The following is a 16,977-nucleotide window of genomic DNA, read 5'->3' on the forward strand; positions in this document are numbered from 1 at the left end:
TTCACCTCTTTTTTAAAATTTTTCATCTCCATAAATTATAGCATAATTTCGGCCATTCTTTTATAGAAAAGAATAAAAAACTAGAGTTAACCTCTAGTCAATGTTCAAACAAGCACCGATTCCGATTGCATTAGGTCCCGTATGACATGCAATAGATAACGACAGTGGAGCATAAGTAATAACATTATTTGGAAAATATTCTTTTAAATATTCAACCATATCTCTAGCGATTTGTTCATCTTTAGTATATGCGACATAGATATTACAATTCGCACCTTTTCCTTCAGGATCTAATTTTTCATTAATATCTCTTACAAGTGCTTCAGCCATAATCTTATGAGCCTTAGCCATTGTACGTGTCTTTTCAAAAGCATCAAGCTTTTCTCCTTGAATCGTTAAAATAGGCTTCAATTTCAACAGACCGCCTAAAGCTGCCGCTAACGGTGTTAAACGTCCGCCGCGTTTTAAATATTCCAAGGTTGGTACCGTGATATAAATGGTTGAATTAAATTTATTGACTTCCAATATATCTTTTATATACTGTGCATCTTTTCCTTGACTGATCAGCTTTAAAGCTTCTAACACATCATGCTTTAAAGTAATCGAAATACGCTGATTATTTACAACAAACACTTTTCCCTTATATTCCTCAGCTAAAAGCATCGCTGTTTGACAAGAACCACTTAGTCCGCTTGACATTGGCATATGTAAAATCTCGTCATATTCTTCTAAAAGTTCATCCCATAAAGCCGTAATGTTTCCAGCAGAGGGTTGTGATGTAAATACTTTATTTCCATTTTCCAGCAACTCAAAAAATTCATCTGAACTTAAATTAATATCTTCAAAATATTCTTTCCCATTAATCGTAAAAGGCATTGGAATAATGAAGATTCCAAGCTCCTTTCCTTCTTTTTGAGAAATACTTGAATTGCTGTCGGTTACGATTGCGATTTTTTTCATAGAAGATTCCTCCTAACTTAATCATCATATCAAAAATAACATATTTACACAACGTTTTTTATTTTTATCAAAATTATTATTTTAGTGGAAACGCTGTAATTTTATGATATAATATGGTGTAAATGGCAGGAGGGAATAGAATTGAATACAAAAGAAATAAAGGAACAGGCCAATTTCTTATATCAAAAAAGTTCACATTATATATCAGGAACATTTTTAGCGGTTGGTGCAATATTGGGAATCCTTGGAGGATTTTCTTACTTTATTCCATTTATGATCTTATCTGTACTGATGGAGACATTGGAATTAGGAACGATTCGTGCATCATTAAAAGCTTATGATAGAAAAGCAAAAGAAGTCACTACATTAAAATATACGTTAATGGGACTTAAAGAATATCCGAGTGCATTCTCTGTGTTTGTTGGAAAAAGACTGATCATTGTGATTATCCAAATCTTAATCATTTTAGGATCAATGGTTGCTTTTTCAGGAGATGTTGAACATGTTTTTGCATGTATCCGAGCGTTATTAACAGGAAGCATTGATTTTATTAAAACAACGGATTCTAATAATTTAATTCAATGGCTGATTCCTGCTGGAATGCTGATTGGCTTTGCGATTGCTATGGTCGTTGGGTTATTCTTAGAAATTAAATTTGCTTTAACTTATTATTATGCAGTAGATAAAGAGTATTCATTGTTTGAGTCACTTTCTGCATCTTGGAAAGGAATGAAAGGTAGAACATGGGCGTACATCACATTGCTTCTTCGCTTTGCGATTCCTTATCTTGGCGCATTGATTGCCATCACTTTAGCAAATATCGCTTTAACAAACGGATTTACACAATTGATTGGCATGCTGCCATCATTAAGTTTTGTCTTAGCTTGTGTAATGACTATCTTGATTGCATTAGCCTCTATCACATTTGCTGTTATGATCTATAAAGTTAAATTACAATTAGCGATCACGGTCTTTTATAAACAAGTTGTAAAAGAGAGTGAAGCCGCAGCTAAATAAGCGATTGATCGCTTATTTTTAGTCTAGGAGGAAACATGGAACAAGTTATCGACTTTTTAATCACAAAAGGATTAGAATTAGGAGAAAAGTGTTTTTCAGCGATTTTAGTCCTGGTCATTGGACTTTATCTGTCACAGTTTGTCACGAAATTTGTAGTGAAGGCGATGAACCGAGCTAAGATTGAACTGACATTGATTTCATTTGTACGTTCGGTAGTAAGCAGCGGATTAAAAGTAGTGGTCATCATCAGTGCTATTGGTGCATTAGGCTTTCCTACTGCTTCATTATTTGCGATTTTTGGAACAGCTGGCGCCGCTTTGGCTTTGGGGTTCAAAGATAACCTTAGTAATTTTGTGAGTGGCATCATTATTTTATTTACAAAACCGTTTATGGCAGGCGATTATATTGAAGTGAATCAATTTGCTGGAACGGTTAAAGAAATTCAAGTGATGTTCACTGTTCTCAATACGATTGACAATAAACGCATCGTCGTTCCAAACTCGCAAATGACTCAAAATATCATTGTAAACAGTACTCATGAGGAACATCGCCGTTTAGAATTAATCTTTGATGTAGCTTATGATGCCGACATTGAAAAAGTAAAAGCAGTTATCCATGATGTGATCTTGTCACATCCTAAGGCTTTAAAAAATCCCGAACCACTTATCCGTGTATCCGGTTATAAAGAAAGCAGTGTGCAGGTTCTGTTAAGAGCGTGGTGTGAAAACGATGATTTCGTTGATTTTCGTTTTGACATGCTGGAACAAGTAAAAGCAGCTTTTGATAAAGAAGGTATTAAAATTCCATTTAATCAGTTAGATGTCACTCTTAAAGCAAATTAATTGATTAAATTCAGATACTTTGGCATAATATGTATAGAGGTGATAAAACATGAAAATCGTGAATTCAAATGAATTTGATCAAGAAATTTCAACAGGAGCAGTATTAGTTGATTTTTTTGCAACATGGTGCGGACCATGCAAAATGATTGCTCCGGTACTAGAAAAATTATCTGGTGAGTATACAAATGTGAAAATAATCAAAGTGGATGTTGACCAATCTCCTGATATTGCAGGACGTTATGGGGTACAATCTATTCCGACTTTGGTGATGTTTAAAGATGGTCAGCCTGTAGAAACTCAAGTTGGTTTTACCGGTGAACCGCAATTAAGAAATATGTTATCAAAATACTAAGAGAGTGGGAGTTCCCACTTTTTTTGTTATGTAAAAATATTTATGTATGCCTGTAGTAATGAAAAACGAGTAAGAAAGATGAATGAACGGATAAATACAAAAAGTAACCTAATGAAATATATTGTTCAACGGTTACTTTTTATTTTTTTGACTTTAGGAGTAATGATCTTGATGGCTTGCGGTGCTACGGAAATATCAATAGGCAGTTCATTCGCCTGTTCTCCATCAATATCTAAGGTGATGGATTTAGAAGAAGAAAGATGAATATGCTTTGCTTGTCGGTAAATAATAAACGGACTATCTAAATGCTTGTTTAATAGAATATCTTTAGATAACGCAATCAGATCAGTGATGTCACACTTCTTTACTACCAATAAATCAAGCAATCCGTCACATAAATCGGCTTGGGAAGCTAATAAGAAGCCGCCTACTAAGCGAGAGTTGGTAACTAGAAACATATAGGCTTCTTCATCGATGATTTCTCCGTCAATTTCAATGTGGAGATCCATCGTACTGTTAAGCTGATTAGGCAGATCTAAAACAGCATTCAAATAATAAGCAAAAGGACCTAAAATAGCCTTTTTCTTTTTATCCACTTTAAAGCCAATATCGGTAAACATTCCTCCGGCTAAAACATTAGCAAAATAAACATGATTGGCTTTTCCCACGTCCATCTTGATCTGATGAAACTTCGCTATTGTTTTTACGACATCGTCATGCTTTTCCGGAATCTTCAAGGCACGGGATAGATCATTAACGGTTCCTGCCGCTAAAATATACAGCGGGATATCGCATTTTCCGTCAATGATTCCGTTGATAACTTCACTTTGTGTTCCATCTCCGCCAACCGAAATAATTAAATCATACTGATGAGGTGCAAGCGTTAATAAAAGCTGATAGGCATCACGGTTTCCTTGGGTATAAAAAACCTCAAAAGAAGAAATAACTTTTTTTAAAACAAGTTTTCCAATTAATTCATGCAGTGTTGCTTGAATATTTTTGCGCCCTGACGTTGGATTGACGATCAGTAAGCATTTCATACGCTTCACCCCTTTTATTTATCATACCATATATTTTGTCGAATGTTCTAAGAATATGCCATTATTTTGTTCTATAAATAGTATGATTTAACTGAAGGAATCATGCTTAAAATACAAAAATCTTATTTTAAGATAGGTTTTTTCTGAAATTCAATAATTATTAGAATGATGTTGTTATTTTATATAAAAGAATTGACAAAGGTTAAAAATCGTATTAATATTATTGCATAATCTATCGATAAAATACTGTGAAAAGAAATAGTAGGTATTGGCCATTTGTAAAGAGAGTCCTAGGTTGGTGAAATGGGATCAAATGAAAAATAGTGAATTCATCTTGGAGTTGAGTGCTGAAATTAGTAGGCATATCCGGTTACATGCCGTTATCATGTTAGAGTATGAACTAAGTTATTTAGCGTACTTGATAAGGTAAATATTGTGAGATATTTACAAACTGAGGTGGTAACACGAAGCATAGCTCTCGTCCTCTAAGCAATTAGAGAACGAGGGCTTTTTATATTTTATCCAGGGATTATAGAAAGAAGAGGAGAGAAATATTATGATTATCGTATTAAAACCAAAAACAAAACAAGAGGATATTGAAAGAATTGAAGGAATGGTCAAAGAAAGAGGAGGACAACCTCAAGTAGTGGTAGGATCAGAAATGACAGTGATTGGGATCATTGGAGATACTACAAAGATTGATCCAAGAAGTTTAGAAGTGGATGAAGTGGTGGAAAGAGTCATGAAGGTCTCTGAGCCTTATAAGAAAGCAAACCGTGCTTTCCATCCTGATGATTCTATCATTGATGTGTCAGGGGTTAAAGTGGGCGGTGACCATTTAGCAGTGATCGCCGGTCCTTGTTCTATTGAATCAGAAGAGCAAGTCATCGAGATTGCCAGAGCGGCAAAAGCAGCCGGTGCCAATATGCTTCGCGGCGGTGCTTTCAAGCCTCGTACCAGTCCATATGCGTTCCAAGGAATGGGATCAAGCGGATTGGATATCCTGTATAAAGCGGGAAAAGAAGTGGGAATGCCGATCGTTTCCGAATTAATGTCAGCCGATCATTTAGAGGAATTCGATGAAAAAGTAGACTTGATTCAAATTGGTGCAAGAAACATGCAGAACTTCGATTTATTGAAACAATTAGGAAAGACAAAAAGACCGATCTTATTAAAGAGAGGATTATCTGCTACCTTTGAAGAATGGATTATGTCAGCCGAATACATCATGGCAGCTGGAAATCCTAATGTCATTTTATGTGAAAGAGGAATCCGAACCTTTGAATCATATACAAGAAATACCTTGGATTTACAAGCGATCCCGGTAGTAAAGAAACTGACGCATTTACCGATTATCATTGATCCAAGTCATGCCGGAGGGAAATGGTGGTTAGTTGAACCCATGGCAAGAGCGGCAGTAGCAGCGGGAGCAGATGGTTTAATGATCGAAGTCCACAACAATCCGGAAAAGGCATTATGTGATGGACCACAGTCATTGAAGCCGGAGAAATTTGAAGCAGTCATCAAACAAGTACGTGATATCGCAAGAGTAATAGGAAAAGAAATTTAGGAGGATGTTTTATGGAGATGCTGGTAAATTTAAAAGAAAAGAGTTATCCCATCTATATTGAACAGGGATTGCTTCATCAAGTGGGAGAAAAAATAAAGGCAATTTATCAGGGGAAAAAGATTGCCATTATTACAGATGATCAGGTGAATCATTATTATGGAGAGATCGTTAAATCACAGTTAGAAAAAGATTATGCTGTCACTATTGTAGAAATGCCACATGGTGAAAAAAGCAAAAGCTTTGATGTTTTACCAGCACTCTACAAACAATTGTTAGATTTTAATTTAACTCGCAGCGATTTGATTGTTGCTTTAGGTGGAGGGGTAATAGGCGATCTTGCAGGCTTCGTGGCAGCCACCTATTTAAGAGGCATTCCGTTTGTTCAAATCCCTACCTCATTGCTTGCTCAGGTTGATTCAAGCGTAGGCGGGAAAGTAGCGGTTGATCTGCCTGCGGGAAAAAATCTGGTCGGGGCCTTTCATCATCCTAAGATGGTACTCATTGATCCGCTGGTTTTAAAGACTTTAGAACCACGCTTTATTCATGATGGTATGGGGGAAGTCATTAAATACGGTTGCATTAAAGATGTCTCTTTGTTTAAACAGTTAGCAGCTTATAAGGATTTCGGTGATCTATATAAAGATATTGATGAAATTATCTATCGCTGTGTTGACATCAAAAGAAGAGTAGTAGAAAATGATGAAAAAGACTTTGGCGACCGATTAGTGTTGAATTTCGGACATACGCTGGCACATACGATCGAACAGTATTATCACTACGAAAAATACTCTCATGGAGAAGCCGTAGCGATTGGTATGTATCAGTTGACTAAGATTGCCGAAGAACGCGGATTGACACCAAAAAATACAGCAGAAAAGATAAAAGCGGTATTAGAAAGATATGAACTTCCAACGGCTTGCAAGGAAGAGATGGTGGTTCTTAAAAATACGATTAAATTAGATAAAAAGAATATTAATAGTAAATTATCATTAATCCTTTTAAAGAATTTGGGGGAAGCATTCGTGCATCCAACAGACCTGACATTCTTTGATGGGGTGGAAAGGGTTTAAAATGAGTCAGATTAAAATCACACCAACACAATTAAGCGGAACCGTTGCCATTCCGCCATCAAAAAGCATGGCACATCGTGCAATTATATGTGCCGCTCTTGCAAAAGGAAAAAGCCGTATTGATCATATTGAATATTCACAGGATATTTTAGCGACAATCTCAGCTATGCAGGCTCTTGGTGCCCAGATTGAGACATATGAAGATTATTTGCTGATCGATGGAAGTTCTACAGGCTGTATGCAGGAGTGTCAGGTCGACTGTAAGGAATCTGGCTCAACTTTACGTTTTATGGTGCCTGTCTCATTGATTCATGAAAACAATGTTCATTTTATCGGTGAAGGAAACTTGGGGAAGCGTCCTTTGAATGTTTTTTATGATATCTTTGATGAACAAGGAATATCCTACCAATATCAAAATGAAATCTTAGATTTAAAGATTCAAGGTCAATTGAAAGCCGGTGAATTCAAAGTACCTGGCAATGTCAGTTCACAGTTTATTAGCGGCTTGCTGTTTGCCTTGCCATTATTAGAGGGAGATTCAAAAATTATTATTACGTCTAAACTCGAATCGATTGGCTATATTGATCTTACTTTACAGATGCTGGAAACGTTTGGTATTGTCATCACTCATGATCATTATCAGGAATTCCATATTGCCGGAGGGCAAAGCTATCAGGCTCATGACTACTATGTCGAAGCGGATTATTCACAGGCAGCTTTTTATCTAGTTGCCGGAGCATTGGGGAATTCGGTTGCATTAAAAGGCTTAAATTTAGATTCTTTACAGGGAGATAAAGAAGCAATTGATATCCTAAAAAGAATGGGAGCTGTATTAACTCAAACGGATGACTTAATTAAAGTAGAAGCTAAAGTATTAAAAGCAACAACGATTGATGGCAGTCAGTGTCCGGATGTCATTCCGGTGTTAGCTTTAGCTGCGTGTCTTGCCGAGGGAACCACTAAAATTGAACATGCTGAACGCTTACGTATTAAAGAATGTGACCGTTTAGCTGCAGTAGCCAGCGAATTGACAAAATTAGGAGCAAAGATTACTGAAACCACAGAAGGATTGATCATTGAAGGCGTTTGTCAATTACAAGGGGGACAGGTGAGTGCCTGGGCAGATCACCGTATTGCGATGACTTTAGCCATTGCTTCAACATGTGCACAAACAGAAATGATCATCGATAATAAGGAATGTGTGAAGAAATCATATCCAAGCTTTTGGCAGGATTTTGAACAATTAGGAGGAATGACAAGTGAGTGCTAATTGGGGAAAAAATATTGAATTATCTATTTTTGGGGAAAGTCATGGAAAAGCGATTGGGATTAACTTAGGTAAACTGCCAGCCGGCTTAAAAATTGATATGGCTTTGGTAGAAAAGGAAATGCTTCGTCGTGCTCCCGGAAATAATAAATTATCAACGGCACGTAAGGAAAAAGATCAGATAGAAATCATGAGCGGGATTCAAGATGGGATTACGACAGGAGCACCGTTATGTGCTATGATCCATAATGCGGATCAGCATTCAAAAGACTATTCCTTATTAGAGACACATATGCGTCCAGGTCACAGTGACTTTGCTGCATACGTGAAATATCATGGATATAATGATGTTCGCGGAGGAGGACACTTCTCTGGAAGAATTACTGCCCCGATTGTTTTTGCCGGAGCGGTAATCAAACAAATATTAGCACAGCAAAAGATTTATATTGGGGCACATATAAAAAGTATCCAATCTGTTCAGGATCAGGTCTTTGATGCGACATTAGATAAAAATGTACTTGACCAATTAGGTCAGCAGCTCTATCCAGTTTTAGATAAAGCCGTGTTCACGCAGATGGAAGCAGCTGTAGATGCAGCCCGTTCTCAATGTGATTCTGTAGGCGGACAGATTGAATGCGGAGTCATTGGCTTACCGGCAGGTATTGGTGAACCCTTCTTTGATTCGTTAGAAAGTACGATTGCCCATTTGATGTTCTCGATCCCCGCAGTAAAGGGATTAGAATTTGGTGATGGCTTTGATTTATGCAAAATGCTGGGAAGCGAGGCAAACGATTCTTATTATTATGAAGATAATAAAGTGAAAACAAAAACAAATCATAATGGGGGAATTGTCGGTGGCATCAGCAATGGGATGCCGATCACCTTTACGGTAGGCATTAAACCGACTCCATCGATTGCCCAAAAACAAGAAACAATCAATGTGGAAACGAAAGAAAATACAGAGATTGAGATTAAAGGAAGACACGATCCCTGTATCGTATTTCGTGCGGTTGCCGTTGTAGAAGCGATGTGTGCTATCGCTATTTATGAAGCTATGGGGGGAAATCAATGAAAACATTAGAAGAATGCCGTCAGGAAATTGATGAAATTGATACAAAATTACTGAGCTTATTTGAAGCCCGAATGCAAGTCTCTAAAGACGTTATCTTATATAAACTTGCTCATGATATGGAAATTTTTCAGCCCGAAAGAGAAAAGCTAGTGATTGAAAAAAGTAAGCAAAAGATACAACAGGAAAATCTTAAAGAATATGGAGCTCAGCTTATTCAATCGATAATGGATTTATCTAAAGATTATCAAGCAGAATTTATACCGGAAAAATTTGAGATTGAAGCTCATGCACCTTTATCAAAAAATGAAATGCTGAAAGTTGGCTATCAAGGAGTAGAGGGGGCTTTCGGACAAGAAGCATTGGAAATGTACTTTTCATCGAAAGTAGACGTTAAACATTATGATCAGTTTGAAGACGTATTTAAAGCCTTGGATCACCATGAGATTCAGTATGGTGTGGTTCCGATTGAAAACTCATCAACCGGCGCTATTAATGATGTTTATGACCTAATCCGTAATTATGGATTCTATATAGTAGGAGAACAAAGTATCTCTATTGCTCAGCATTTATTGGCATTGCCAGGCGCTGAATTATCAGATATTCAGGAGGTGTATTCTCATCCTCAGGGATTAGCTCAATCCATTCAATTTTTAGATACCTGTCCAAACATTCGCAGATTTCCATATCCTAATACGGCGATGGCTGCGAAAATGGTCATGGAAACTAACGATAAAACCAAAGCTGCGATTGCTTCTAAAAAAGCGGCTGAACTTTACGGACTCCATATTTTGAAAGAAAATATTCATACGGATAAAACCAACCATACACGTTTTATCGTGATTGGAAAACAAATGGAGTCAAATGAGGATTATAATCGAATCAGTATTATGTGCTCCTTAAAGCATGAGGTAGGAGCGTTGGCTACTATTCTAAATATTATTCGCAATCATCATTTGAATATGGTCAGAATCGAATCAAGACCGATTCATTCAAAACCTTGGCAATATTATTTCTATATTGATTTTGAGGGAAATATTAAAGATCCTAACGTTATTAAAGCATTAACAAAGATGCAGTACAACACCGAACTGTTACGAGTGTTAGGCACCTATCAACAATCCTAGGAGGAAATATGAAAAATATAGTATTGATTGGAATGCCGGGAAGCGGTAAGACGACTATCTCACAGCAGCTCTCCGAACGATTGCATTTTCCACTGATTGATATCGATGAATACTTAGTTAATAAATTTAAACAATCGATTGATGATATGTTTGCAATCAGTGAAGCTTATTTTAGAGAAAGAGAGACTCTCTGCTGTCAGGAAGTTTCACAGTTATCAGGATATATCTTATCTACAGGTGGCGGCGTTATTAAAAACCAAGAAAATATTACTGCTTTAAAAAAGAATGGGATTATTTTCTTGTTGGATCGAGACGTTGAAAATATTATTCAAGATATTGAGACCAGTACTCGCCCATTATTAAAAGAGGGAAAAGAGCGCTTATATACTCTTTATCAGGAAAGAAATGCATTATATCATCAAAGTGCCGATGTCATTATTGATAATAACAGAGATATCGAGTATACTTTAAAACAGATCACAGACTACGTGGAGTCAATGTAAATTGTCTCCTTTTTTATGGAGAAAGCATATGAAACAATTAAACTATCAACATGTTATATTAAAACTAAATGAATATATAGAAGACGTCGATGGCTGGTCACCTTATTATATATTTGATATTTATGGGGATTCAATCAGTGAACCAGTCGGCCGCATTGTATTTCGCTGTGGGAATGATATGGAACATGAATTTGCCGGACATATCGGATATAGCGTTGATGAGCCTTACAGAGGACGTTATTATGCCTATCAGGCGTGCAAGGCATTAGAGGAATTTATTCTTTCTTTAGGTTACGATCATGTCTTAATTACCTGTTCGCCAGATAATATTGCTTCTAAAAAAACGATCGAAAAACTGGGAGCAGAATTTGTTGAAACAAAAGCAATACCCAGTGATCTGCGGAAAGAATTTACAGTGAGTGAAACACATAAGCGAATCTACTATTGGCAATTGCAAAAAGAGATAAAATAGTTTATAATTTTGTAAGTTTTGCGTGGGAGGAATAAAATGAACGACATTGAATTATTAAATAGTGTAGGCATCAATAAAATACTCATGGCGAAAGATGACCCGATGCGCTATTTCATGCGATCTATCATGGCTGGGTTATATTTAGGGGGAGCCGTTATTTTATCTTATTCAGCCGGAGCTTTGCTTTCAACCAATTATCCGGAATTTTCTAAGATCGCTGTTGCTGTGACATTTGGAATCGGACTGGTTGCGATCTGTTTTTTAGGGGCAGAGTTATTTACCGGGAACTGTTTAACGACAATTATTCCGGTTTATGATAAAAAGATGCATTTTTTAGATATTATTCCAGCTTGGTGGATCTGTTTTGTCGGAAATATTCTAGGTTTGTTTGCAGTAGGGGCATTATTTATATTAAGCGGATCTTTTAATACGATTTTTCCAACCTATTTACAATCATTAATGGATGCGAAGTTGGCATTTGAACCAATGCAGTTATTGATTAAAGGAATCTTATGTAACTTTCTTGTGTGTATTGCCGGTTACGCAGGAATCAAAGTGAAAGATGATATGGTACGTTTAGTTATGATTATGTTTTTTGTAGCGGCGTTTGTATTACCTGGATTTGAACACTGTATTGCTAATAGCGGATTCTTTGCGATGTGTGTCACCCAGTTTGGAATTGGCGATTCTCCTTTTGCTTTGATGGGGATTCATATGCTGATTGCAACTTTAGGCAACATCATCGGTGGTTCGATTGTTGCAGGGATCCCTGTCTATTTAATGTTTAAAACAAAATATTAAGATAAAAAAGACACCTATTTTTAGGTGTCATTGGAAGCTGTGCTTCCATTTTTTATTCTCTGGTAATGTACTGGAAATAAAGCCAGCTTTACGTTCTTCAAACATTCCGCTTCCGCCATAACCTGACCATACCATATAGCCTTCAAATCCGGCATTATTAATTCCATGGATTTGATCCATCATTTCCTGACTGCCATAATCTCTTTGCGGATTCCCCGGAGTTCCCTTGCAGACATGTCCCATGCAGGCATAGCCTTGAATCCATGTACGATAGATTGCCGGGGTAGGGATACTGTTTAAAACTTCTTTCATTATTTCACTATAATTCTGCAAAGTGGTTTCAGGGTTTTGCCAAGGCTGATCAGATCCCATATTGCCGGGACCAAAGTGATCCGGGTAAGGCATAGGGGAAATGACATCAACAACATTCGCTAAAGCGGGGATAAACTGCCCGATATTCTGATCATCCTCCGCCACTGCGGGCCAAGCAAAGACATCGGCTGCTACATACACTTCTAAAGGAGACAGTTCCTCATAAGCATACATCAAGAAGCGCTGAAGGGCCTGCGTCTTATATTCATCATAGGTATTATGTAAGTTGATTTCGCCATTCATTTCTCCGTCGACTAAACCATCAGGGAAACGAACATAATCAAACTGGATTTCATTGAATCCCATTACTGCCACTTCTTTTGCGATCGCAACATTATACATCCAAGATTTTCGAGAGTAAGCAGAAGGCCAGTTTTCCCCATTATGTATAAGCAGAGAACCATCATTGGAAAGAATACTTTCTTCACTGTTCTGCTGTGCAAAGATTTGGTCTTTAAAGGTAACGATACGGGCAATCAAATAGATGCCTTCTTGATGACAGCGATCGATCAATGATTGTAGGTCACTTTTGGTAACAACGGCATCTTTAATTGCTCGATTGGAATCGTTTAGATAAGGCTTGCACTGCTCACTTTCAAAAGCAATATCCCCGATATCACTTTTTACTTCCACAACTAATGCATTAATCCCTGTTTCCTTGCATAGTCCTAATAAATAATCAAATTCCTGTTTAAAAATATTCATCGAAATATGTACAGCGTTAATATCTGATCTTAAAGGATTATTTGTATATTGCTTTTTATTAAATGGTTTATAATCTAAACTGGCTATATATGCCGTTTGTGAATAACCATCGCCAAAGTAGTAATCCCAATAAGCAGAATGGATCACATGTTGCGGATAGGCTTTAGTCGCTTCTTCAAGAGTAGGCTCAACATACATTGAATCTACATAATATATCTGTCCTTCTTTTTCAATCATATAGCCGCTGACTTCACCAGTATCCTTATTAAAATCACGTTCATAGTTAATTCTCTTGATAGGCAGGGCTTCTCCCTTATTTCCTACTGACTTTTCCAAAGGTTCCCCTTTATCTTTTCGAAGATTCACCATCAGACGTGGATATATGGTTTGATTCGTTACACATTCTTCTATTGTTTCAACTAAATACTTTTTATCAATCTCAAATTCTTTACTATTTTGATCTGTTTTAATGATCATGTTTTCTTTATTTTTATCTGAAGCTTTAATACCAATGACTTTGGTTCCTCTGATTAAATGGATTTCTTCATTGTCAGCATTTATCGTTATGGAGGGCTGATCCGAAGCAATGTAGTAGGTTACAGTTGCTTTTTTTGATGTTTTAATAAAGATTAAAACTCCGGATGCCACCAATATAAGAGCAAGGGCGACTACGATACCGAGACGCCCTTTTCTGATTTTATAATGTTTCATTTTAATATGAATTATTTCTTTCCAACGTTTCCGCTGTGAACCCCTTCAGATGAGTTTTCCAGTGGCAGCCATTCCAATACTTTATAGATGTAAGTATCCCAAAATTCCCACGTATGTGCTCCAGGTCCTTCTACATAAGTGACATCAACTTGATTATCCACTAAAAATTCATGATAATCACGGTTTGCTTCAAGTAAAAAGTCTTCTGTACCACAAGCCATATAAATTTTAGGAAGGTCTGCTTTTTCTTTCTTCAGTTTAGTAATCAAGGCTTTATAATCCTTTTCACTTCCGATTAATTGGTCAAGATCACCAAAAATAGATTCATAATAGCTGCGACGGTTGGTAGGCATAACCTCGTCATTGGTTGAATGAAGCACACGATCAAGGATCAATCCAGATGATAATGCTCCGATGTGGCTGAATGTTTCATGGAAACGAAGTCCATTTATCAAGGCACCATATCCTCCCATAGATAATCCGGCAATAAATGTATCTTCACGTTTATCAGATAATGGGAATAAATCACGTGTGACCTGTACTAATTCTTTCCCAATAAATTGACTGAACATATCTCCTGATAATGGATTGTCTACATAGAATTTGTTTTCACCTGAAGGCATAATCACCACTAGGTTACGTTCCTGTGCCCAAGCCTGAATACGTGTACCGGTTACCCAGTCTGTATAGTTTCCAAAGATTCCATGTAATAAGTATAGTGTTTTAAATGGTTTTTTCTCTCTAACCGGCATCCCCGGCATGCTTAACTTATCAATGGGAACAATTGCATTGATTGTTACTGTACGCATTAATGATTCTGAAATAAAGTCTACTTTAATTAAAGCCATAAATTTAATTCCTCCTTGCTTTTACTATTTTATCACAGATTATTTTATTATTCTATGTATTCGGTTACATTTTAGGCGGATTAATTTGCAATACAAAAGAAGCGATGACATTAGAAAAATCCCTTAAAAAGGTAGAATGAATTCTAACGGATTAGGGGATTTCTTTGTGCAGAATGTGATATTAAAATGAATAGCTTATTTGGACTAGAGAAAATAGGGCAGTTATTTAGAGACATGGAATGTTAGGGTTAAACGATATACCAATTTGGGAGCGATACACCCTGACCATATTTAAATACATGGGATGTTGTGGTTGAACTTTTCATTGAATATTATTCATAATGGGCTAAGAGCCATTGCAGAAAGCGAACAAGAAAGCGATCAACTTACCGAACAAGTGAAACACAACTTAAATATTTAGGAAATCAAATTTACTCTACTAAAGGTGTTTCAGTTTAACCCCAACATCCCATGTGTTAAGAAATCTTAATAACGGTTCACAAATGGAAAACTGCTTCATAGAATATAGGGTTAGTATATTTAATAAATGATCGTTATCGCTTATCGAGAATTAAAAAATAATGATTCTAAAAGCATAATTCTTGTCTCTTTTTTATGGCTGTACAGGGGTTATGTTTTTTATATTATCTAAAATTGTCCAATGGGAATTGTTAGGTAGCCTAAGTATTGAAACCGCTTTGTGAAAAAAAGCCCATAAATTCCCATGAAATCGGCATATTTACAGAGTTAGTTTATCGGTATAAAAATTGCGTTCAATTATTAAAAAATCCTTGAAAAAAAAACTATTAGGTGTATACTAACAGAGTACTTTTAGAGAATTAGATGTAATTCAATTGTTAAAGTATAGTTGGGAGGTAATAAATTGGACAAATTTATTCAAGACATTGTTGAAATCGATCGTGACTGTGCAAAGAGCGTTGAAGATGCTAAGCAAAAGAGAAATGATGTTCAAACCAACATGAATGCGAAAAAGAAAGAAATCTATGATACATTCATGAAAGAACAACAAGCGATCATTGCTGAGCATAAAGCAAAACTGCAAGCTGAAATCGAAGCAACAAAAACTCGAAATGAAGAAGAGTTTAAAGCATCTCTTGCTTCACTTTTGAATCTTTACGAGACAAAGAAGGACACTTGGGTTGAAACTATCGTAAGTCGTTGTAAAGAAGTTTAGGATAGAGGTGAGAGAATGGGATCTTTATCATCAAATGCGGTCTCTGCGAAAGCGAGATCAATGTATGCTAAAAAGCTTACGCAAAATGATTATGATGAACTCCTAAAAAGAAGAAACATTTCCGATATGGTTGCTTATTTAAAAAGTGACACTGAATATGCGAACGTGTTATCTGATATCAAGGAAAATACTGTTCATCGTGGACAATTGGAAGCGTTACTGAATAAAGAGTACTATGAAAGAACTAGTCGTTTGATTCGTTATGCTTCTAAATCAGAAATGGAATTCTATAAGATCGGTGTGGTTTCAGGAGAAATCGAGCTGCTTCTTAATAAAATTAGAATTTTAAATTCTGAAATTTATACAGGCTTTGATTTAGATATCCCGGAATATTTGGCTAGCCAAGCAAGCTTTAATATTTATGGACTGATCAATGCCAGTACGTATGATGATATTTTAGAACTCGTTAAAAAAACAAAGTACTATGATGTATTGGCTTCATTACGACCTAAAGATGATGAACCAATGGATTACAATATTTTGGAAATTGAATTAAAACGTGTCTACTTTAGCACATACGTCAGTGTAGTGAAGAAGCTTTATCGGGGGAAAAAGCAGAAGGATCTATTAACCGTTCTATATACGATGATTGAACTTCAGAATATTACTAAAATCTATCGTTTGAAGAAATATTTCCATGCTACACCACAACATATTAAATCAACATTATTTATGGAATATTCACGTATGCCACGATCATTCTTGGAAGAATTGATTGCGACACCAGATGCTGCTACTTTCCTGAGAAAATTAGCCGAGTCAAGTTACAGGCTATTTGTTGACGATCAGGATTTTGTTTATATCGAATATTATACAGAGAAAATCAAGTATAACCTTGCAAAACGTTATATGCGCTTTTCTACAGATGCCTCACTTGTTTATATGACTTACAGTATTATCTTAAATATTGAGGTCGATAATTTAAAACATATCATTGAGGGTATTCGTTATGAAGAACCAGCATCAAGCATTGAGAAGATGCTAATTTATTAGCAG

General features: G+C 36.3%; 17 protein-coding genes and 1 other annotated feature. Of the genes, 13 read left to right on the forward strand and 4 right to left on the reverse strand.

Annotated features, from left to right (window positions below; genetic code table 11):
* Positions 1-93: 93 nt before the first annotated feature.
* Positions 94-960, reverse strand: coding sequence for a DegV family protein (locus ACLRVU_RS13245; RefSeq protein WP_412892210.1), 867 nt, complete (start codon positions 958-960; stop codon positions 94-96).
* Positions 961-1,101: 141 nt separating this feature from the next.
* On the opposite strand from ACLRVU_RS13245, the gene ACLRVU_RS13250 reads away from it, so the two are divergent.
* The 3 genes from ACLRVU_RS13250 to trxA are packed head-to-tail and all read left to right on the forward strand — an operon-like array spanning position 1,102 to position 3,171.
* Positions 1,102-1,977, forward strand: a complete 876-nt coding sequence (locus ACLRVU_RS13250; RefSeq protein ID WP_412892211.1) for a hypothetical protein — start codon at positions 1,102-1,104, stop codon at positions 1,975-1,977.
* 35 nt (positions 1,978-2,012) lie between these two features.
* Positions 2,013-2,819, forward strand: a complete 807-nt coding sequence (locus ACLRVU_RS13255) for a mechanosensitive ion channel domain-containing protein (RefSeq protein WP_147550843.1) — start codon at positions 2,013-2,015, stop codon at positions 2,817-2,819.
* A 49-nt stretch (positions 2,820-2,868) separates the two neighbouring features.
* Entirely contained in the window at positions 2,869-3,171 is a 303-nt protein-coding gene (trxA, locus tag ACLRVU_RS13260; protein ID WP_147550841.1) for a thioredoxin, read from the forward strand.
* Positions 3,172-3,296: 125 nt separating this feature from the next.
* On the opposite strand, the gene ACLRVU_RS13265 is transcribed toward trxA, so the two are convergent.
* Positions 3,297-4,211 carry a diacylglycerol/lipid kinase family protein gene (locus tag ACLRVU_RS13265; protein WP_412892212.1) on the reverse strand — a complete coding sequence of 305 codons (915 nt, stop codon included), beginning with the start codon at positions 4,209-4,211 and terminating at the stop codon, positions 3,297-3,299.
* A 239-nt stretch (positions 4,212-4,450) separates the two neighbouring features.
* Positions 4,451-4,700 (forward strand) — a binding site (T-box leader).
* Between the two features lie 67 nt (positions 4,701-4,767).
* On the opposite strand from ACLRVU_RS13265, the gene aroF reads away from it, so the two are divergent.
* The 8 genes from aroF to ACLRVU_RS13305 are packed head-to-tail and all read left to right on the forward strand — an operon-like array spanning position 4,768 to position 12,090.
* Positions 4,768-5,781, forward strand: coding sequence for a 3-deoxy-7-phosphoheptulonate synthase (gene aroF, locus ACLRVU_RS13270; protein WP_412892213.1), 1,014 nt, complete (start codon positions 4,768-4,770; stop codon positions 5,779-5,781).
* 11 nt (positions 5,782-5,792) lie between these two features.
* A complete protein-coding gene (gene aroB / locus ACLRVU_RS13275; RefSeq protein ID WP_412892214.1) occupies positions 5,793-6,851 on the forward strand; it encodes a 3-dehydroquinate synthase in 1,059 nt (352 codons plus the stop codon).
* Between the two features lies 1 nt (position 6,852).
* On the forward strand, positions 6,853-8,121 hold the full coding sequence (gene aroA / locus ACLRVU_RS13280; RefSeq protein WP_412892215.1) for a 3-phosphoshikimate 1-carboxyvinyltransferase: 1,269 nt from the start codon (positions 6,853-6,855) through the stop codon (positions 8,119-8,121).
* Positions 8,111-9,190, forward strand: a complete 1,080-nt coding sequence (gene aroC / locus ACLRVU_RS13285; protein WP_412892216.1) for a chorismate synthase — start codon at positions 8,111-8,113, stop codon at positions 9,188-9,190. The genes aroA and aroC overlap by 11 nt, the downstream gene beginning before the upstream one ends.
* Complete coding sequence (gene pheA / locus ACLRVU_RS13290) at positions 9,187-10,314, forward strand: prephenate dehydratase (RefSeq protein WP_412892217.1); 1,128 nt, start codon at positions 9,187-9,189, stop codon at positions 10,312-10,314. The genes aroC and pheA overlap by 4 nt, the downstream gene beginning before the upstream one ends.
* A gap of 8 nt (positions 10,315-10,322) precedes the next feature.
* Positions 10,323-10,817, forward strand: a complete 495-nt coding sequence (locus tag ACLRVU_RS13295; RefSeq protein WP_412892218.1) for a shikimate kinase — start codon at positions 10,323-10,325, stop codon at positions 10,815-10,817.
* A gap of 28 nt (positions 10,818-10,845) precedes the next feature.
* Positions 10,846-11,289, forward strand: coding sequence for a GNAT family N-acetyltransferase (locus ACLRVU_RS13300; RefSeq protein ID WP_412892219.1), 444 nt, complete (start codon positions 10,846-10,848; stop codon positions 11,287-11,289).
* A 36-nt stretch (positions 11,290-11,325) separates the two neighbouring features.
* Entirely contained in the window at positions 11,326-12,090 is a 765-nt protein-coding gene (locus tag ACLRVU_RS13305; protein WP_412892220.1) for a formate/nitrite transporter family protein, read from the forward strand.
* A 27-nt stretch (positions 12,091-12,117) separates the two neighbouring features.
* Here ACLRVU_RS13305 and ACLRVU_RS13310 read toward each other — a convergent pair whose 3' ends face one another.
* Positions 12,118-13,878, reverse strand: coding sequence for a putative glycoside hydrolase (locus tag ACLRVU_RS13310; RefSeq protein WP_412892221.1), 1,761 nt, complete (start codon positions 13,876-13,878; stop codon positions 12,118-12,120).
* Between the two features lie 11 nt (positions 13,879-13,889).
* Positions 13,890-14,726, reverse strand: coding sequence for an alpha/beta hydrolase (locus ACLRVU_RS13315; RefSeq protein ID WP_412892222.1), 837 nt, complete (start codon positions 14,724-14,726; stop codon positions 13,890-13,892).
* An 883-nt stretch (positions 14,727-15,609) separates the two neighbouring features.
* On the opposite strand from ACLRVU_RS13315, the gene ACLRVU_RS13320 reads away from it, so the two are divergent.
* Together ACLRVU_RS13320 and ACLRVU_RS13325 are read left to right on the forward strand one after the other, a co-directional pair.
* The gene (locus ACLRVU_RS13320) at positions 15,610-15,921 is read left to right on the forward strand and encodes a hypothetical protein (RefSeq protein ID WP_041138967.1); all 312 of its coding nucleotides are present in this window, start codon (positions 15,610-15,612) and stop codon (positions 15,919-15,921) included.
* Positions 15,922-15,936: 15 nt separating this feature from the next.
* Positions 15,937-16,974 carry a V0D/AC39 family V-type ATPase subunit gene (locus tag ACLRVU_RS13325; RefSeq protein ID WP_041138966.1) on the forward strand — a complete coding sequence of 346 codons (1,038 nt, stop codon included), beginning with the start codon at positions 15,937-15,939 and terminating at the stop codon, positions 16,972-16,974.
* Positions 16,975-16,977 lie beyond the last annotated feature (3 nt).

Source organism: Beduini sp., assembly GCF_047239305.1.
In the GTDB taxonomy this organism is placed as follows: Bacteria; Bacillota_I; Bacilli_A; order Erysipelotrichales; family Coprobacillaceae; genus Beduini.